Raw genomic sequence first — 18884 nt, 5'->3', positions numbered from 1 at the left:
TTTTATTTACTAATTAAAAGTTTAAAGATTTCAATTAGGTGCTAATTCATAGACAAGAGGAAAAATGCGGGAAAACTTAAAAAATGGTATTTCGTCTGATGATGCTGAAAATTGCCCATTGAGCAATGAAAATGGAAGTATGAGACCAGTCATATTAATTGTGCTATTCATAATTTCATGGTCAGTACTTCTGCATTATTATTCACCTGAAGATATTGTAAATTTTATCGGGGTTAACAATATTTATGCTTTTATTTTCCTGATAGCACTTGTTGGCGGAGTTTCTACTTTTACTTCAACCACATTCTACACAGCTTTAATAACAATAGCTTTTGGCGGTGTAAATACAATAATAGTTGCGTTACTTGCAAGTATAGGCCTTACAATTGGGGATTTATTATTCTATTACCTGGGATCACAAAGCAAACAATGCATTAAAAAACGATATGAAAACAAAGTCAACACTTTTGTATCCTATATGGAAAAAACCGGCGATACAATAGTTATGTTTTTAATATTTCTTTATTCACTTACACCACTTCCAAGTGATATACTTGCAATTGCACTTGCAATAGTGGAGTTCCCTTTTAAGAAAATGATAGGTCCACTACTGGTAGGCAATTTTACTTTAATAGTTGTTCTTGTAGAACTTTCAAAATTAGGATATAGTCTTGTGTAATGGATAAAAAATAAAGAAAAAAAGATTAAGCCTTATTCTTCAAGGCTTGCTATGTCTTCTTCTTCTGAAAAAAGGTAATCCTTAAGCTCATGTGCAAATGCATCATCGTGCTGTCTGATCCATTCAAGAATCATTGCTGCATGCTCTTTCTCTTCATCTGCATTGTGGATGAGTATCTTTTTGAGGTTCTCATCGGTGCATGCATCCACTCTCTGGTTATACCAGTCTATAGCTTCGAGTTCCTCTCTTAAAGAATCAATAGCCCTTTTCATGTTCAGAGTCTTTTCGGACATTTTGCTGCGGTCTTCGTGCATCATGTATATCACCTGTATAAGGGTAATGAAATTGTATATATTTTATGGAAGAAAGCTTCCAGTAACAATACCTTGAAAAAAGATATAATAGATTTTTAGCATTTTATCCTTATTTTCTTCAAAAAAGAAAAATGAATAAAATTATTCTTTTTCATAATATGGCTTAAGCCTCGGAATTATCCTGTGCACATGTTTCTGATAATCACGGTACTGATCTCCAAATTGTGCTACAAGCCTGCTTTCCCAGTGAAGTGAACCTATCACAAGGTAAACTGTGGTCAGGATGTAAATTACAAGAAGGTTTGTTGTCATAAAAGGTGTCAACCACATTATAACAAGTCCTGAAAACAGGAAAGGATCTCTTATCCAGCGATAGATTCCGTGAATGTCAAGGTGACCTGCTTCAGGTGAATTTGGTGCTGATAACTGGGCACGCAGCTTAAATCTGTGTGGTGCATCCCTCAAAGCTCTCGGACCAACTATAAAAGCAACTACCTGTCCGGCTACCATTAACCAGCGCCATGGAGATGGTATCACATAAAGAAATTCACCGGGATATTTGTAAAGCACATAGACCAGAGGAATTATGGTTATAACTGCAATTAGATTGTACACCGGCATATAAAGGGTGTCTGCTTTTGAACCTAAAGACCGCCTTATGAAGCGTTTTACAGGAAGGCTGGCAAGCAAACTATGAATAAATGCAAATCCTGCAAGACAAAGAACAAGTATGAAAATAGATGCAAACAAGTCATTCAACCTCCAATTAGATATTGAAATAATGTTCTATTTAGGACTTGTGATGAAATTTTTTTCATAGCATAACACCAGATAGCAAAGATTATATTTATCCTGTGTTCAATGGCTTAAACGTCGCTGTTTTATTCAATATCTTCTCTTTGCTTGAAAGAACAGTATACAGGATAATTGACAATGCAAACCTATGTTTATAAATCAGGGTAGGATAATGGTTTATATATATGGAGCTGTCAATTATAATAATTGATTAATTATATTTGTATGTGGCTGGTGATACAATTAGCGATAAAAAAGGAAATATGAAATTTGTCATATTGGCAGTTGGTCTGGTGGTATTAGGTAGTATTTTCTGGGTATATGGAAGCTTTTCATTATTCGGACCCAAGGATCTTGGTGTGCGATACACCCACGAAGATTATGTAAGTGCACTTGAGAAAACCGGAATGCAAATTGAATTTGAAGGCATGACCGGTGAAGAACTTGAAGAGTACAAGCAGAACGCAGAAAAAAAATCCATAAATGATTATAACTTTGAATTTTCTGATTACCAGGAAAAACAATTCACGTTAACTGCAGAAGAATCCACAGCGCTTTTAAATGAAATTGCTCCCGGATTCTGGTGGTTCGACAACCTTCAGGTAAAGGTTCTGCCTGACGGGACAATGGAAGGGTCAAGCACTGCTGATATTGGCAGATTAAAGACAGATCTTTATTCAGATGTTGCCGGTGATGTGCCAATTCCATTACCTGACACCCTTAACATTTACAGCAAGGGAAAAATCAGTGTTACAGATAACAAACTCAGTGGTGACCCTGAGAGTTTCTATCTTGGAGCTGTACCTCTTTCAGAAAAATACCTTGAAGAAGACAGTGTAAACACAATGGAAGAATATTTCCCACGTATCTATACTGTTGTTCCGGGACTTGAAATAAACAGCCTGTCATCCAACTCAGAAGGCGAGTTTGTGTTTGATGGTGTAATTCCACAGAAAGTATCCGTGACTAAAAAATAAGTTTGCGGGGTTTTCTGTTGAAATACATGATGATCAATGGGAAAAGAGAAGAAATTCCTCCTTTCCCACATCACAAAGCTTACGTGTACAGAAGTAAACAGTTTTTTACGGCAAAAGGTGTTGCAAGTCATCTGACAATGGGTGATTTCATCACACTAAAAGAATTATACAACGGTTTCAGGCACAAATGCTCAATCCCAAGAGTTCTTCTTATTGACCCTACAAGTGACTGTAACCTGAGGTGCAAAGGTTGCTGGTCTAAAGATTATGAAAGTGGTCACAACATTTCCTATGAAAAGTTTGATGATATATTGAATCAGGCGGAAGAGCTTGGAATCATGGATTGCCTGATGACAGGTGGAGAACCTCTTCTTAGAAAAGATGACATAATCAAGCTTTGCAGAAAACATAATAAGATGACATTCGGTGCTTTTACCAATGCTACTCTTATTGATGAGGAGTTTGCCGATGTAATGGCTGAACTTGGAAATCTTAATGTTTTTATAAGTATTGAAGGGACTCAGGAGCAGACTGATTTCAGAAGAGGCGAAGGTGTTTACACTAAAGCCATAAAGGCTATGGATATTCTGAGAGAAAGAAACATCGGTTTTGCATTCTCAGCATGTTATCACTCAAAGAACTATAAGACCATAGCAAGTGATGAGTTCCTTGACCTGATGCGTGCAAAGGGAGCATGGTTTGGCTGGCTCTTCCAGTATATTCCTGTTGGAAGCACTGCTGATACTTCACTTATGTGCACAGCAGAAGAACGATCTTATGTGCACAAAAAAATCATGGATTATTGCGAAAAGCAGGATTATGTGATTGTTGATTTCTGGAACAACGGTCATCTTTGCTTCGGATGCATAGGAGCTGGTGTTGGCTTTGCACATATAAACGCAAAAGGTGATATGGAACCGTGTGCTTTCTGCCATTATTCGGATTCTAATATATACGACGTCTCACTTAAGGAGGCACTGCGGTCAAAGTTCTTTACAACATTCAGGGAGGCACAGCCGTTTTCTGATAATCCGCTCCGCCCATGTCCTTTAATAGATAATCCGCAGGCAATTATCGATGTGGTTAAAGCTGGTGGTGCTAAGTCAACTCACCTGGCAAACCCGGAATCTGCCGAGGAGCTTGCCGGTAAGAGCTTTGAACGGGCAAAGGAATGGGAAGAAATGGCAGCTGATCTTTTCCAGGAAATGCCGGAGTACAACCGGAAGAATTTCCCTAAATTTTTGAGGTACTTTGCTTTTAAGAAAGGAATAACCGATGGCAGACGAAGAAAATACTGAACGTTTTAGTGCAGAAGTTCATTTTAAGAATGACTCTGCCCATTGGTTTGTATTCGTGCATGGATTCGGCGGCAGTGCCAGGACATGGAAAAAGCAGATTGAGTTTTTTTCAGGACATTATAACCTGCTTGTTCTTGAGATGCACAAGAAACCGCAATTCAATGAACTTGATATAGATAAAGTTTGCAGGCTTATCAATAGCACATTGGTATATCATGGAGTGAAAAAAGCCCATTTTATGGGCTTCTCCTTTAGTACTCTGATTTGCCTGCGTTTTGCTATTCTCTATCCTGAAAAGGTTGATACTCTAATCATGGGTGGTGGAATTGTAAAATTCAACCTGAGAACAAACTTCCTGCTTTATCTGGCCATAACCTTCAAACAATGGATAAACTATATGATTCTCTACAGGTTCTTTGCGTACATTATACTTCCAAGGAAGAATCACCGCAGGTCAAGGAGCATTTTTGTAGCTGAAGCCAGAAAACTCGGTTATGATGAATTTTGCAAATGGGTTGATTTGATTCCTGAGACTAAACAAAGTCTGGAATGGCTTGATGAACTTGACAACAATATCCAGGTTCTTTTTGTATCCGGAAGTGAAGATCATCTGTTCTTAAAAGACACACAAAGGCACACTGAAAAAATGGGAAATGCCCGGATTAAAATCATTGAAAACTGTGGTCATGTCTGTTCAATTGAACAATATGACAGGTTTAACAATATTGTTTTTGAATATTTACAACCTGATATATAGAAATAAAAAGGAACCGGGACATGATAAATCATGTCTCATAACTTTGATTCTGAATCACAATATTTAACAAATAGTTAACATATTACCGTTATCATTGTTCATCAGGGAAAACGTCAGCAAGGTAACTTGCTATCACCATATTTACATTTGTATCCCTGGCAGGCATTTTTCCACATTCCATGGCTTCCATTATATGCTTTGGGAAAACATATATCCACCCTCCAGTTTCATCAATTATAGCACGGAGTTTGCTTCCTCCTGCCATAAGGGCAAATCTTAGCTGTGAAAGACCTGTCATTTCCTCAGGGACCATGAGCACAATTTTACCGCTGAAGAAATTGTATATCAGGGATTCCTTTATTGCAGGATCGTATTCAACTGCGAACTTCCTGTTGGTTTTTGTGCTTTCCTGCATATAATCAAGAAGTTTGTTGTAAGAATCGCATTCTCTGGTAAACGGAGGAATAAATTGTATGGATTCTGAATCTTCTGTTAGTGTAAGAGAACCAGGATTTACTGATATAGTTTCTTGAATATCAGCCTCTGTAATCCCGAAAACTTCCGTATCCTCAAGAATTTTGCCCACAGCTATCTGGAATGTAAGAGGTTCCTGACTTATCTTGCATGAAGAAAAATCCTCAGTATATTGTGTTATCATTGCTTCTATCAAAGCATGCTTAATTTGTGTAGGCATTTTCATAATAGCTACTCCGGATGATTTTAGTTTCTTTAACGAATTTATGATGAAGGGGTTTGTAGACGGAAGTCTCTTACTTAGTTTATATTATTTAAAGTTAATGAGCATTGATATGCATACCACTGCGTGAAAATAATTAGAAAATAATACAAAAAACAATCAAAAACTATTGTCAAATCATAAGTAATAACTTTCAAGTTCCAAACAGGGATTTTAAAAAATAAGCAATTTTCTCAGTGATACTTCTGGATTTGCTAATTTCATCAATATTACTAATGCCACTAACATTCTTGTCTACTTCGTTTATAGTTGCTGTTTTGTTTCCAATGTCCGAACTATCCTTTAGTTCCTGATTTATAGTGCTATTTTCACATACATAAACATCTGAATCTTCCACAGAATTCAAAATTGTCGTATTTACGGACGCATCAGTTTTGTTCATATTTTCATAATCAAAGAACTCGGCACGATTGTCGTTAAGTGAATAATAAGTCCTGAGAACACCTGATTCATCGGGAATGAAATGGAAATATGTTGGCCGTGTCCACTGACTGGAAAAATCATCGGGGAAATCTTCATAGAAAGGGACAGTCATGGATCCATTCACTATTTCAAGTTCATATGTGCGATTGGCCTGAGGTTCATGAATATAAAGCGTGTTTCCTTCTATCATGTAATTAGCCATGTGGGGCTGAAACCTGAACGCAGGTGATGGCGACATGATTACCATTCCCCATCCAGGATGGTTTCTTGCATAATCTACTGAATAATCAAAACATAACCAATCGCTTTTATTTTCGTACAACAGATCCCACTTTTCTTTGTAGGCATCGTAATCAACATCGTTATCAACACAGGCAGAATTGATTGTAGATAACAGCAAGAATAGTAGCAAAACAGGTATTTTTTTTATTGCGTTCACTTCCATATATTTTTGCATGCAAATCAACTTTTTTGGATATAAAGCTTATGAAAAATCTTATAAGATTTATCCAGACCATCAGATGACCCTTATTTTATTTCACTGATTCTTTTTTGAATTGTTTTCGTTTATCCTGAAAACCACAATTTTTCTGATAATGAGCCTATTTCAAAACCTTTCCCCTATCTTTTTCCAGCATAACAAGAAGCATGCAATATCTAATAACCCTTTGAAAACAATATTCAGTCTTTCATACCTACTTGCTATTTTCCTGAATCCCATCTTCAACCATGCAAAGAATCGTTCTATAGTTCCTCTTTTATGATATGACTCATACTCGAATCTTGTAGGTCTTCCTCTTTTTCTGTGTTTTTCATTCCTGCTGTTGACTGGAATGTTACTTTTTATAGCTCTGGATCTTAGATACTTCCGTATAGCAACATTATCATAAGCTGAATCTGCAAGTACTTCTAATGGTCTTGTTCTTGGTTTTCTATCAGTCTTAACCTTGATACTTTCCATGATCTTGATAAATTGTTGACTATCATGTTCCTTTCCAGAAGCAATTTGGATCGTCAATGGAAAACCGTCACAACTTACACAAACATGAATCTTTATGCCTTTCCTTTTTTTATGACCGTTGTATGTGGAGCCTTCTCCCCTTTTTTAGTTTCAATGAAACTGCTATCAACACATACAACATCCATAGAGAACTTACCATTCTGGTAAGCGGAATCCCGAAGGGATTCCATTATCCTGTTCCATATACCTTCCTCTGACCATCTTTTCAGCCTTCTCCAGGCAGTTGCCTGGGAACCATAAATAGCTGGCATATCTCCCCATCTGCAACCAGTTATCAGAACAAAGAGAATACCATTGATGACCTTACGGTCATCAGCCCTCTTTCTTCCGGTTATTGGTTGTGGTGGTAAATGTGGCTTAATAAATTTCCATTGATCATCAGAGATTTCTCTGAATTCCATTCATATCCCCATAATAACATTCAGAGAGATAGTATTTATAGTTTTGATATGGGTTCAATATCAAATGGAAGTGGTTCTTCTAGTGGAAACTGGACAGAACCTTTAGAATGCTTATAGATTGAAAGTTCATCCTTAAAAGCTTCAATTCCGGAAGGAGTAGGGTAAAATCCAATATGGTTTTTGTAGGCGGCAAAATGAACCAGAATACCATTTAACCTGAATGTTGGCATCTTGTAACTGATAGTTTCTTCGGCTTGCGGCGCAGTTTCCTGTATTAACTCACGCATCTCTCTTAGTTTATCCTGCACCTCTTTTGGGAACATTGCAATGTATTCATCAATATTATGAAATTCTGTATTTGAAGTGCTTTTTTCCATAATAAAGTGAAGATTCCAGAGATTTTAAACTTAACTGCATATCACAATGCCATAAGAAGACGGAAACCTACGGAGTAAGAACCATAATCCGAATCAAAACTACTTCGGCATGATGAGCGGCATTTTTCAGGATAACTTACCCATCCTCCACCACGCAGGACTATTCCTATACTACCAACTGTTTCCCATGCAGTACCTTCTGCAAGAGCTTCTTCATAATTCCTATGATATCTATTCTGGCACCATTCCCAAACATTACCATACATGTCATGCAGACCCCATGGATTTGGTTTTTTCTGCCCGACAGGATGAGTCCCATCTTGGGAATTCAGATAATACCAGGCATACTCATCAAGTTCCATGTCCTGGCTGCCAAAAAAATATTCAGAATCAGTTTTTGCTCTGCATGCATACTCCCATTCTATTTCAGATGGAAGACGGTATTTATCAGTATTTTCCATCTCATTGAGTCTTTTAATAAAATTCCGGACTTCATTCCATGTAATACATTCAACAGGTCTGTCATCACCTTCAAAACAGGAAGGTTCATTTCCCATTACAGTTTTCCACTGCTTTTGAGTTACCTGATATTTTCCAAGGTAGAAAGATTCCTTTATAGTAAGTTTAACTGGAATATCATAGCTGAATTCAGATGGGTCCAGATAAAATTCTCCGGCAGGAATAAGCATGAAATCCATTCCAACAGAATTTGTTGTGGAAATGGACGGTGCTTTCTCTTTAGCTTTCTCACACATGTTTTTGCTATCCGTGTTCTTTTTCGTATTCAAATCACTATCATCAGTTTAATCAGCATTATTGTTGACTTTTAAAGAACTAAATGAGGACGATTCACAGTTTATTTAGAAGAATATTTCATCATCAGGGAGTCTGCTTTTTGGTGCAGGCTTATCTGCTGCATAACCTAAGGTTACAATAAGTGTAGGTGTAAGATTAGATTGTAAATCCAGAACCTTGCTGAGGGCATCAGCGTCAAATCCCTGTATGATGCATGAGTCCACACCAAGTGACTTCGCTCCAAAAACAGCACATGCTGCTGTTAGATACACATTTTTTTGTGATTCTGCAAGTTTTTCATCGGCCGATACGCGGCCAAACATTCCATCAACTGCCATCTGGTAATATTTGATGTTCTGTTCCGGAACCTGAGCTTTTTTCATGCTTTCTATATTTGCCTGGATGTGACTGTCCCAATCAGTGTTTGCGCATAAAATAAGCATATGCGAGCAGCTTGGAACCTGCGTCATTCCACCAAATATATGCGGAGCAAGTTTTTCCTTAATCTCAGCATCGTCTATGATTTTGATCTTCCATGGCTGAACATTAACGGCAGAAGGACTATTTCTGATCATTTCCTTAATGCGCCCCAAAGTGCCATCACTTATCTTTTCATCAGTATATTTTCTGCTGGAATACCTTACTGTTGTCAGTTCTTCAAAATCCATTTTCAAACCTCTTTAAATACTAAATCCTTCCCAAATTATTACCCACATTTTTTGGATAACTATATAATAATTATATTTTCACCATAGATATCAATTTCCGATTTTGCCTGAGTAAAATTCAATTTCTGATTAATTTCATAAAATTAAAAGTAAGAACAAATTCAAAATGCAGTTTTGTCCATAGATTCTAATATCTATTGTTTACATAGCAAAAATATAATAAATTGTAAATTTGAAAAGGTGAGTGTATATGAAAAAAATACTAACGTTGATATTGGTACTGCTTATGGTTGTTGCCTCATTTAGTGGCACAGCCATGGCAGGTTCAGGAGATGAGAATTACAACGGAGAAGATGGTGAACAGCCCGGCGTCGGAGTCGATACAGGTCCCGGACAGTCAGAAGCTCCTGATACAGGTGACAGGACAAGATTTAAAGATCGCTAACCTGTCCTTTAACTTTTTTGATACCACTAGTTTCACCAATGGTTTTTTGCCATAATCTCAACTTATGTAAAAATAACAATAAGCTTTTTTGGAACGGATTTCCCGTTCCATTTTAGCCATGTTGTTTTTGAATATATTTTTTACTTTTATCCTGTGAACTAACCAATAAACTGGAAGTTCTCAAATTGCCATGGGTCTGGATCATGTTCAACTGCCGGATTTTCCTTAAAGAACACTTTGCGGTTCTTAAGTGGTGTCCAGTCAGATGGCGTTGATATAAAATTACCAAGATATGGCAGGGCAATATTCAAGACAAAATCATGTGGAAGATCCTCAGGTGTCCTGATTCCTTCTTTTGGATTTTCAAGCATCCAGAGTACAGCAGCTACTACACCGGCAGCTACCTGTAGTGTGGTTGCATTCTGGCCTGGAGCAAGAGACCTTGTATCATCGATACTCAATGCACTTCCGGTCCACCATGAATTGTAAGAATGACCCATCAGAAGGGCACCCAGTATATCTTCACCGGATACTATCTCATTTGTCATTATCCTGAGCTTTGGCTGAAGTTCATAATTACGTCCACGCAACTCAAAGAGAGATGAGAGTGTATCATGACATGGCATGTAAGCGTAATGGATAGTTGGTCTGAATACTGCTTTCTCCTGATCCCATACAGTCAGTAATTTAGAAAGGCCGTATGATTCCCCGTGTCGGATAACCATACCGACAATCTCCTGATCAGGTATCCATGACCTTACCCATGTATTCATACCCATCTGAGGCATGAAAATAACATTCTGCGGACCAAAGTCAGGAACTTGGGCCATTGGTGGCATCTTATTTTCATGCGTGCCCCAGGCGATTTCTACAGGAGCTGTTCCTTCTTCCCTGAGTCCCTCTATGCTCCATGTACCAACAAATTCATCGACTTCCTTTGCCCGGTTAGCAACCTGGGTGTCGCGTTCACTGCAGTGAATGACTTTTACACCAAGTTTGTGAGCCAGGTGAGCAAAGTCTCTTTTCTCAGCAAGTTGTCTAATTTCTTCTGCTTCTTCGGGGGAGACTTTTTTGTCAGCACAGGTACGTTCTGCAATATCCAGTAGTCCCTGCTTTACGAAGTGAGTGATAAGACCCGGGTTTGCACCGTGATCTACAACGGCAGTAGGTGCGTCTTTCCAGTCACGGGAAAGCTCAAGCAATTTCATCTGGCGCAGATACAGGGATTTTTCCAGCAGGCTTCTGTTCAGGAAATCCTCGGTAGGATCCCAGACTTCTACTGATGTGTTTACGTACAGCACATTGTGCTCATGACACCAGGTGATGATGTCAATAGCATCTATATTCCATGAAAGGTCTATTATCAGGCCATCATTATCCATATGCCTGGATAAAACCTGACTAAGGTTTTCCGGGGTGATCTTCTCACGGACAAATGTTAATCCCTGATTGGTATATTTCCTCAGGGATTTTGATTTGTCTTCAAAGTCTATTAACGTAATGTTTTCTAACGGAACATCGAGCTTATCCAGTAAAAGCGGCAGGGTGCACTGGGAAACTGAACCATACCCGATGATGAGAACCTTATTTGAGAATTCTGGTTTCATACCTTTGGTACAGGCATCTCTGACATATAACTTTTTGTCTTTCAGGCTTGTTTAAACAGAGTAAATCAAAAGTTATGGATAAATAATAAGGCAAGCATCAAAATATATATTCAGACTGCTTAGATTTGAGTGTTAATTGATTAAAATATAGGTAACAGGAATCTATAGAATTTAAGATGATGATTATGCATTTTACCAAATAAAAGAAGTTACTGTATTTATTTATAGACGCAAAGCTGTTCAATCAGACACCAGAAAGGAATGAGTTTTACAGAATATATAAAAGCGACTTATTCATATTAATTGAACAAATCGCTTTCCCTTTTTACGTTTTTGTGTTTAATTTTATGAAATAAGTAGTCTGTCTACAACTTCGCCTTCTTCTATTGCATCAAGTATTTCCTCAACGTCACCTGCTGTAACCTCACCATACCAGATCTGCTGTGGGTAGATCATGACAATTGGTCCCTTCTCGCAAAGACCTACACATCCGGTTGCAGTAACCATCACTTCACCTTCCAGGTCTCTGTCCATTACTTCTTCGGCAAACATTCCTACAAGGTTATGTGATTTCTTGTTCTCGCATACGCCCTTTACCATTCCGTTAAGTCTTGTGCTTGCACAAACGAATATATGAGTTTCTGGTTTTTGCATGAAAATCCTCCTGTTTTAAGTTCTGAGCTATGTCTACAGTGCTAATATACGGAATGCATTTACTGAGGTAATTATATTTAAGACTTTTCACCACATCTAGGTTTAATAAGAACAGTACTTGAAAACAACAAATCATAAACAAACATTAAAAAAGCCAGGAACCCTATATGAAGTCTTCATCTTTTATAATTAAAAAGGAAGGAGCAAGTAAATGGGTGATTACAAACTAAGTGATAGTGAGATTAAAACCATTGACGATTGGATAATGGAGAATATTCTCCCGCAAAAAGGAACAAAAAAGACATACGCAAGCTTTGCACTCAAAACCCTGTTTGAGGAATCACCCGTTGGCTTTTTTGTCACCAATAAGCAGTTTAAGGAAGCAATGGTCAGATGTGATTTTTCACCGGTGAATAAAAATAAGTTGAACTGGGATTTCCGTGTTTCCCTTAAATCTGAATCCTGATCACGGATTATCTTTTAAGGCTACAAACTTTCCAATAAGACAAGGAAACTGTGGTTTCGAAAACAAAAGAATTGGCAGGCAATTTTCAGATTAAGGTGGTTACAAGGTAATGAAGTTTGATACGGGATCGGATTTTATTCCGTCCAGAATTTACCTTCATTCTTGGCTACGCATTTGTGAAGTTTATTACAAGATCAGGTTTTATCCTGTCATGAATTTTCCTTCATAAAGTCATGCGTTAATGAAGTTTATAGGTAGAGACAGAAGATTTATTCCATCCTGAATGGTACTTCATTTTACAGCTTACTTCCTTGTAACCAATTTATTATATGCACTTATTGGTATAAATTGTTGGCGATCATATTACTATCAATAATTTTATATAACAAATTATAAACTTAAAACCAGAGATCCTATTTTTAAACATGACCTCTGCTGAAGTTACTTTTGAACCTCATATCAGGGTTCACCAATAATTGATTCTGACATTTATGCAGGATTTTTATCTTCTATCAAAGACAGCACAGTTTTTCTTGAAGACAGGAACATGGAAAGCATTTCAAGCTCATCAAAAGGTATCTGCATCTCTTTTAAAACCGGCTTGAAATGAAAGTCTACGAGTTCTGCTTCATATAATTCTATGTTCTTTTGCCATTCTTCTTTTATCCTTGTTTTTTCTTCATCTGAGACAGCAGATCTTGAAAAAGTGTCAATTATCCATTCTGCAAAATCCCGGATTATCATAAATCCAATCGGACATGGCTGCAGTCCCAGCGAAGTGCCAGATGTGTTGACCTTGAAAGGGTACATACCGCAAACCGTAGGCCTGTTATTATAGACTTCGCATCTGCCGCTGCTACTGAGAAAAGAGCAGGGTGTGTTCATCTGGTAGATTCCTGCAGATAAACTTTCGTTTGTGATATTTTTTGCTTTTTCCTTATCCATAAGAGTCAGGATTTTGACTTCATCCTCAAAAAAGTGAATCTGCCCCTGGCTGCAACAATGTGCTCCGCAGGTTTCAGGGCATTGATAATGCTTCAGAATATTCTGAACTATGCTATATCGAATTGCCTTTTTTACAGCCGTGCTTATTTCCATAAACCTTTTTTCACCAGCTTTAAGCCTATTTAGGCGAGTTTAAACTAATGATGTAAAGAAATACTATGAATTTAATGTTTTTGCTGGTAATAGTAGGCATATACAATATTTAAGCAAAATTAATAGGAATTTAGCAGTTATATTTATGAAAAATCTGTCTTTATCTAGTTTGAATAAATAAGGTATTGAAATATCTTTTTATGGCAAAGAATAACTATAAAAATAGATTTTCAGATGAAAAAACGTAATATGATTGCTTTTTAAACAAAACAAATAGTCGATAGCTGTTTATGCAGAAAACAAAGATGAAAGTGAAATAAGAAGTTAAAACTAACTGTAAGTGGGTAATTAACCTATTAAATAGATTTGTTAACACATCGAAGCCAGAAGACTTCTGGTATGCCTTCTGCTATGTTATCTTTCTTTCTCAAAGTGTACACTCACATGATAAACTGCATCAAATAGTGAAACATCTTTGTATTTCAATTGATGATTCATATAAATGTTATACATTGGATGTTTGTACGTATCAACAACACGACTTGTTTCTATTTTCACATTTTCTACAAGTACATCCTGTCCTTTAATAACAGAAGATTTGCCACACAATTGATTAATGTTTACTGACATTTCGTTCAGCATTTCATCTTTTATCAATTGGATATAATTAGATGCTGTCATAATAATCCCCAAAATCCTTATATCATCAATATTAGTTATAGTTTTCCAAAAAAGTAAATTTTGCACAATATATTATTATGGTATAATACTTGTTCAACAATTAAACTAATAATAATACATATTAAATAATTATTTTTTAAAAAATAAATGAGAAGAAGTTTGCTTATGAAGTTTTTCAAACATCAACAATTGAACCTTCCGGGAATATTTTCCGGAATATAAAACCAACAAGTGGACCTGCAACAAACACTATTAAAGGATACGCAAATACTGCGTTAATAATAAGATTGTAAACCCATGTCAAAGGTAGTTCTTTTGAAAAACCAACAGTTGATATTGAAAAACATAATGACATTAAGGTTGCCATTCCGGCAACAAAAACCAATGCAGTTATGGCTCGTTTTTGAAAAGGTGTATGATGTTGTTTTTGTAGTTTGAACACCAATTTCATTCCATGTTTTCCTACAATAAAATATTCAAGTGTAAATGCCACTATGAAAGTAGCGGGAAAACTCAGCCAGGTTACTTTTAGTATGTCCGTAGATAGTCCCTGATGAATTGTTATGTTGTATCCTGTCATTACAAATGCCATAAACCAAACATACATGAAAGTATGGATTAGATTCTCTTTTTTGTTTTGTATCAAATTTTCACCTTGTGCATGTGAATTTATTAATAAGAAAGTTTAACACAAGGAGTGTTTATATGTATCAAAAAAATTGACATCTTCTTATAATGGCTCTTAGTTGTCCGGATTTTAGATAAATTTTGTGGCTATTGTTCCTATTGTATTAAACATTATTTATATTCCAGTAATCTGAAAATCCCTTTAGATGGCTTGTAAACCCTGTCAGGGTATTTTTCTACAAGTTTCCAGACACATCCATTAACAGTTTTTGGATGAAATGCAGGATCTGAATCCATGATCATTGAGACCAGTTCTGACCAGCGAAGACCATTAGCATGTTTCTTTAGTAATTCAAGAGCTGTTGCATTTATACGCTCAGTGACTTTAGATGAATGAATACCTGGTTCTATACTTGGTTCTGGGGATTTAACCATAAAACTAATTGATTTTATGCTCATAAATAATTGTTGAAATCAAGGGATAGCCTTTACTCAAGCCTGTTAATCCTCGGAATAAATTAATTCTGATTTTCTCTGTCAAATGTAATATATGCCATAAAAAGCGAATACTATTGTGAATGTTTACCTGATATTTGCATGGATATGGGCTGCTATGATAGCCACATCTTTCTGGGAAGCGTATGTTGAAGGCAGAAATGCAGGCAACCGCGGGAAGATTGGCTGGACTATCCGGTTTGGTGAACATGTCAGCCTTACAGCATATCATTTCTATCTTTTCTTTGTCATGTGGCCCCTGCTTCTGACCCTGCCACTGGTCATTAATGGATGGGATACCCGGCTTTTCGGGATACTTGTGAGTGCATACTTCACAGGTATTGTTATAGAGGATTTCACCTGGTTTCTGGTGAACCCTGTTGTCAGTTTTTCAGAATGGAACCCGGAATTTGTTAATTATTATCCATGGGTGAAGATTGGAAAGTTTAACCTACCGGTAATGTATATCACTTATCCTATCATCGCATTGCTTGCATGGTGGTTTTTGTGGTCATGATTTGAAGAATTGAAGGATACAACAATGCGGGAATTTTATGAGAGTATGGACAATTCGGAACTTAAATTTCTGTGACTATGAATAGGCATATATACTATCCGCCCTAAGTAAGGGTGCTTATAGAGGCTTAAACTAATTTGATAATTATAAGTTTAGATGGTATTACATTAATCGTATTTACTGTTTTTTCGTATGTTTAACTAAATGGTTGTATTCTTTTTAAGCTAATATTTAACGGAAGTGAAAAATTTGTTTAACAACACACAGTCAACTGCTCCGGTAGAAGCTGGAGAAACTTATGATGTAACAATTGAAGATATCGCAAGAGAAGGCGACGGAATCGCAAGAGTAAGCGGATTTGTCATCTTTGTACCAGAAACAAAGGTAGGCGACGAAGTTACAATTAAAGTTACTAAAGTACTCAGCAAGTTCGCATTTGGCGAATTAGCTTAAATTTACTGTTAATAACTCAATAAAACATATTTTTGAAGACCCGGTTTCGGATCTTCATTCTTTTCCTTTTTTACAATCCTAAAACCTAAACATCAGGTTTTATCTATTGATACCATTTCTATTGTAAATGTCAGGGTCTCGCCTGCAAGTTTGGTATTACAGTCAACGGTAACATTGCTGTCAGTGATATTAACAATTACACCAACCTGATTCTGAGTTGTCACTTTCTGGCCAACTATCGGAGTTATATTAGCTGAATGGAATTGCTCCACAGGCACAGATACCAGAAGTTCCGGACAATAAGCACCATATGCATTTTCCGGCGGGATGGTAACGGTTTTAACCTCACCGGGTTCCATTCCTATAACTGCATCATCAAAACCATCAATAACCTGTCCAGCCCCTGCTGTAAAAGAAAGAGGTTCATAGTCCCTGCCGGATTGGTAAATGCCTTCTTTTATTGCAACCTCTTCCCGGGAAGTGTCAAATACAGTTCCATCATCCAGTGTTCCTGTATAATTTACAGAAACATGATCTCCTGTCTCTACTTTTTGGCTATTTTCAGACTCAGTACACCCACTGATAAGCAATGAACAAATCAATATTATGAATAAGATTTTCTTCATATGACCACACATCCTTATATTGATAAAAATGTGGAACTTCAATGTATTTAAGAATAGTGAATAGTATAATTTTATATTATACAGAAGGACACTACGTTTAAATCTTAATGTCAGTTGTCGGTGTTCTCCTTCATGCGTTTCTTAAAACATACAAATAAGATTACCACAGAAATAATTAACTGGAATACTTTTCCCAGAAATTCAAAAATCATTGCATGGTCAAGATTAAGCAAGTCATCAAAGGATTGTACAGCGGTAAAATATAAAACATCATTTGCGAGTATTGAATAGATAGAAACAATAGCCATTAACGCAAAGCACATATAAATATAATCATAAGTTTCCTTGGTTTTACTGACTATAAATTTTGCCACAAATTTTACTGATTCCCGGTTTGATGTTGATTTATCCTGTGTGCTACTTTTTGTAGCATTATATGATAATTCATCCCTGTTTTTGCTTTTAAAATTGTAATATGACTCGGAAGTAATGTATAGTAATGTGAAAAGAATGAGTACAAAAAAACCTATTTTGTAAAAACTGTAAGCATTTTCAAATAGCTCCTGCAAAAAAAAACCAGCTGCTAAACATAATAAACCTAATGACAAAAGGATTAAAGGATATTTGATAGCAAGACTATAGTAATGACTATCATTTTTTCTGGTCTCAATTGTTGCATAATTCAGGAGAATCAGACCTGTCAGTGGCATTAACCACATTACTAAAAATAAAACCACAATCCCGGCTAATTCATCAGTCATTACTTCACCAACATATTCAGATATTCATATTTGAATTTTTTTATTAATTAAAGAAGTAACTGAAGGAATAAAAGAAAGACAATAGGAATGACAATGAAATTCTAAAAAAGAAGGAAATGTGTAAAAAAACAAAGTTGCAACCTTTTTTAGTTAATCATTTAGATACATCTCATAAAATCCACCTTCAACTATGCCGCCGTCATTAACCGAAAGATTGCTATTTTCAACAGTTATTGAAAAATTTCCTGCGACATTTTCTCTCTCGAAGGTATCAATTAATTTCAATGCAATACGAGGGCTGTTTTCATAATTAACTATGCGGGTTTCACCTTCGTATATTTTAATATATTCAGTTCTCTCTTCACCCTGATATACTGCGATGGTTGCATATTTTGTTCCAACTGATATATAGTTAATATTGAATAAAATATCATTTGCCAGATATCCGTCTCCCATCTGGATCGTACCATTAAATATTTTGTTGCCTTCTATGTTTTCCTGTGACTCATTTTTGACACTTTCAGAAATGTAAGTTATGTTGTTTGATCTAAGCTTTCCAGTCCAGAATTTATGAGTGGTATAGCTACTACCTGTAGGATAATACACAACAGATATTGAATCATTGCCTTTTCTTAACTGTCCCTGCCAATGACCTGCATCATCTACGTTTACTGTATACGATTCCCCGGGCATAATCTCAATAAGTGAATCGTCTCCTATCTCTACACACATCGGCATCGACTCATATTCAACGTCCCATCCATCAGCATAAATAATTTTATAATTACATTGGTGACGGAATTTATCAACATTAATCGGGTATTTTCCTTCATTTGTTAAACTGAGCTGCAGGTTTGAAAGTTCACTTGTATTTACCGTTTCAGGCGTTAAAGTCAATGTAAGGTTTGCATCCTTGTAGCTTAAAGTATTATTTGCTGTAATTTCAGTTGTCATTTCCGGCCCAGAACACCCAGATACCAAAAGACAAATTGAAACCAGAGCTACAAAAACAATTGATCTTTTATGATCCATCTCATTACCTCACACTATAGCAACTTTATAAGCATATGTAAATATTGGTTATTAATTTTGTCGATGTTGTTGGAAACGGATAAAATGATTCTGTTCATGTAAAAAAAAGAAAGTTAATAATTGGTGCATACGTCAGAATTCTGGAAAGAGTACTAACAAA

The 18884-nt window shown here is 36.4% G+C and carries 26 protein-coding genes; 8 read left to right on the top strand and 18 right to left on the bottom strand.

All coding sequences use genetic code 11. The features are described from left to right. Positions 1-64: 64 nt before the first annotated feature. Positions 65-679, top strand: coding sequence for a VTT domain-containing protein (locus METTI_RS14420; protein ID WP_023846566.1), 615 nt, complete (start codon positions 65-67; stop codon positions 677-679). Between the two features lie 32 nt (positions 680-711). Here the strand turns inward: METTI_RS14420 and METTI_RS14415 are convergent, their stop codons facing one another. Both METTI_RS14415 and METTI_RS14410 read right to left on the bottom strand, forming a co-directional pair. Continuing rightward, positions 712-996: a ferritin family protein gene (locus tag METTI_RS14415; protein ID WP_023846565.1), complete on the bottom strand. Its 285-nt coding sequence runs from the start codon at positions 994-996 to the stop codon at positions 712-714. A 138-nt stretch (positions 997-1134) separates the two neighbouring features. Next, positions 1135-1743: a methyltransferase family protein gene (locus METTI_RS14410; RefSeq protein WP_023846564.1), complete on the bottom strand. Its 609-nt coding sequence runs from the start codon at positions 1741-1743 to the stop codon at positions 1135-1137. Positions 1744-2051: 308 nt separating this feature from the next. Here METTI_RS14410 and METTI_RS14405 point away from each other — a divergent pair, with 308 nt between their 5' ends. The 3 genes from METTI_RS14405 to METTI_RS14395 are packed head-to-tail and all read left to right on the top strand — an operon-like array spanning position 2052 to position 4820. Next, the gene (locus METTI_RS14405) at positions 2052-2765 is read left to right on the top strand and encodes a hypothetical protein (RefSeq protein ID WP_245596148.1); all 714 of its coding nucleotides are present in this window, start codon (positions 2052-2054) and stop codon (positions 2763-2765) included. A 26-nt stretch (positions 2766-2791) separates the two neighbouring features. Beyond that, a complete protein-coding gene (locus METTI_RS14400; protein ID WP_023846562.1) occupies positions 2792-4063 on the top strand; it encodes a radical SAM protein in 1272 nt (423 codons plus the stop codon). Further along, positions 4041-4820: an alpha/beta fold hydrolase gene (locus METTI_RS14395; protein WP_023846561.1), complete on the top strand. Its 780-nt coding sequence runs from the start codon at positions 4041-4043 to the stop codon at positions 4818-4820. Before METTI_RS14400 ends, METTI_RS14395 begins: the two co-directional genes overlap by 23 nt. 91 nt (positions 4821-4911) lie before the next feature. Here METTI_RS14395 and METTI_RS14390 read toward each other — a convergent pair whose 3' ends face one another. The 7 genes from METTI_RS14390 to METTI_RS14360 all read right to left on the bottom strand — a co-directional run bounded on the left by METTI_RS14390 (position 4912) and on the right by METTI_RS14360 (position 9262). Continuing rightward, positions 4912-5520, bottom strand: coding sequence for a hypothetical protein (locus tag METTI_RS14390; RefSeq protein WP_023846560.1), 609 nt, complete (start codon positions 5518-5520; stop codon positions 4912-4914). A gap of 190 nt (positions 5521-5710) precedes the next feature. Then, positions 5711-6439: a hypothetical protein gene (locus METTI_RS14385; protein ID WP_211232198.1), complete on the bottom strand. Its 729-nt coding sequence runs from the start codon at positions 6437-6439 to the stop codon at positions 5711-5713. Between the two features lie 168 nt (positions 6440-6607). After that, entirely contained in the window at positions 6608-7051 is a 444-nt protein-coding gene (locus METTI_RS14380; protein WP_245596172.1) for a transposase, read from the bottom strand. Positions 7052-7053: 2 nt separating this feature from the next. Beyond that, positions 7054-7422, bottom strand: coding sequence for a transposase (locus METTI_RS14375; protein ID WP_048135552.1), 369 nt, complete (start codon positions 7420-7422; stop codon positions 7054-7056). Between the two features lie 35 nt (positions 7423-7457). Then, positions 7458-7799: an iron chaperone gene (locus METTI_RS14370; RefSeq protein ID WP_023846558.1), complete on the bottom strand. Its 342-nt coding sequence runs from the start codon at positions 7797-7799 to the stop codon at positions 7458-7460. Between the two features lie 41 nt (positions 7800-7840). After that, positions 7841-8554 (bottom strand): formylglycine-generating enzyme family protein, encoded by a 714-nt coding sequence (locus tag METTI_RS14365; protein ID WP_023846557.1) that lies wholly within the window; start codon positions 8552-8554, stop codon positions 7841-7843. A gap of 105 nt (positions 8555-8659) precedes the next feature. After that, positions 8660-9262 carry an NAD(P)H-dependent oxidoreductase gene (locus METTI_RS14360; protein ID WP_023846556.1) on the bottom strand — a complete coding sequence of 201 codons (603 nt, stop codon included), beginning with the start codon at positions 9260-9262 and terminating at the stop codon, positions 8660-8662. A 250-nt stretch (positions 9263-9512) separates the two neighbouring features. Here METTI_RS14360 and METTI_RS14355 point away from each other — a divergent pair, with 250 nt between their 5' ends. Then, the gene (locus tag METTI_RS14355) at positions 9513-9707 is read left to right on the top strand and encodes a hypothetical protein (RefSeq protein ID WP_023846555.1); all 195 of its coding nucleotides are present in this window, start codon (positions 9513-9515) and stop codon (positions 9705-9707) included. Between the two features lie 158 nt (positions 9708-9865). Here the strand turns inward: METTI_RS14355 and METTI_RS14350 are convergent, their stop codons facing one another. Further along, positions 9866-11314 carry a saccharopine dehydrogenase C-terminal domain-containing protein gene (locus tag METTI_RS14350; protein WP_023846554.1) on the bottom strand — a complete coding sequence of 483 codons (1449 nt, stop codon included), beginning with the start codon at positions 11312-11314 and terminating at the stop codon, positions 9866-9868. A 345-nt stretch (positions 11315-11659) separates the two neighbouring features. Then, positions 11660-11968 carry a (2Fe-2S) ferredoxin domain-containing protein gene (locus tag METTI_RS14345; RefSeq protein WP_023846553.1) on the bottom strand — a complete coding sequence of 103 codons (309 nt, stop codon included), beginning with the start codon at positions 11966-11968 and terminating at the stop codon, positions 11660-11662. Positions 11969-12179: 211 nt separating this feature from the next. Here METTI_RS14345 and METTI_RS14340 point away from each other — a divergent pair, with 211 nt between their 5' ends. Beyond that, positions 12180-12434: a hypothetical protein gene (locus METTI_RS14340; RefSeq protein ID WP_023846552.1), complete on the top strand. Its 255-nt coding sequence runs from the start codon at positions 12180-12182 to the stop codon at positions 12432-12434. Positions 12435-12923: 489 nt separating this feature from the next. Here the strand turns inward: METTI_RS14340 and METTI_RS14335 are convergent, their stop codons facing one another. The 4 genes from METTI_RS14335 to METTI_RS14320 all read right to left on the bottom strand — a co-directional run bounded on the left by METTI_RS14335 (position 12924) and on the right by METTI_RS14320 (position 15275). Further along, positions 12924-13532, bottom strand: a complete 609-nt coding sequence (locus METTI_RS14335; protein WP_023846551.1) for a YkgJ family cysteine cluster protein — start codon at positions 13530-13532, stop codon at positions 12924-12926. A 414-nt stretch (positions 13533-13946) separates the two neighbouring features. Continuing rightward, on the bottom strand, positions 13947-14213 hold the full coding sequence (locus METTI_RS14330) for a hypothetical protein (RefSeq protein WP_023846550.1): 267 nt from the start codon (positions 14211-14213) through the stop codon (positions 13947-13949). Between the two features lie 175 nt (positions 14214-14388). Further along, positions 14389-14805 (bottom strand): DUF2798 domain-containing protein, encoded by a 417-nt coding sequence (locus tag METTI_RS14325; protein WP_245596146.1) that lies wholly within the window; start codon positions 14803-14805, stop codon positions 14389-14391. Between the two features lie 206 nt (positions 14806-15011). Then, the gene (locus METTI_RS14320) at positions 15012-15275 is read right to left on the bottom strand and encodes a hypothetical protein (RefSeq protein ID WP_023846548.1); all 264 of its coding nucleotides are present in this window, start codon (positions 15273-15275) and stop codon (positions 15012-15014) included. 139 nt (positions 15276-15414) lie between these two features. On the opposite strand from METTI_RS14320, the gene METTI_RS14315 reads away from it, so the two are divergent. Continuing rightward, on the top strand, positions 15415-15852 hold the full coding sequence (locus METTI_RS14315) for a hypothetical protein (protein ID WP_023846547.1): 438 nt from the start codon (positions 15415-15417) through the stop codon (positions 15850-15852). A gap of 249 nt (positions 15853-16101) precedes the next feature. Further along, complete coding sequence (locus METTI_RS14310; RefSeq protein ID WP_023846546.1) at positions 16102-16305, top strand: TRAM domain-containing protein; 204 nt, start codon at positions 16102-16104, stop codon at positions 16303-16305. A 92-nt stretch (positions 16306-16397) separates the two neighbouring features. Here METTI_RS14310 and METTI_RS14305 read toward each other — a convergent pair whose 3' ends face one another. The 3 genes from METTI_RS14305 to METTI_RS14295 form a co-directional block, all read right to left on the bottom strand. Then, on the bottom strand, positions 16398-16931 hold the full coding sequence (locus METTI_RS14305) for an FKBP-type peptidyl-prolyl cis-trans isomerase (RefSeq protein WP_023846545.1): 534 nt from the start codon (positions 16929-16931) through the stop codon (positions 16398-16400). 110 nt (positions 16932-17041) lie between these two features. Then, positions 17042-17692, bottom strand: a complete 651-nt coding sequence (locus METTI_RS14300) for a hypothetical protein (protein WP_023846544.1) — start codon at positions 17690-17692, stop codon at positions 17042-17044. A gap of 150 nt (positions 17693-17842) precedes the next feature. Then, positions 17843-18724 (bottom strand): hypothetical protein, encoded by an 882-nt coding sequence (locus METTI_RS14295; protein WP_023846543.1) that lies wholly within the window; start codon positions 18722-18724, stop codon positions 17843-17845. Positions 18725-18884: the final 160 nt, after the last annotated feature.

The sequence above is a fragment of the Methanolobus tindarius DSM 2278 genome, assembly GCF_000504205.1.
Taxonomy (GTDB): Archaea; Halobacteriota; Methanosarcinia; order Methanosarcinales; family Methanosarcinaceae; genus Methanolobus; species Methanolobus tindarius.
This window is presented reverse-complemented; position numbering and strand designations above follow the sequence as displayed.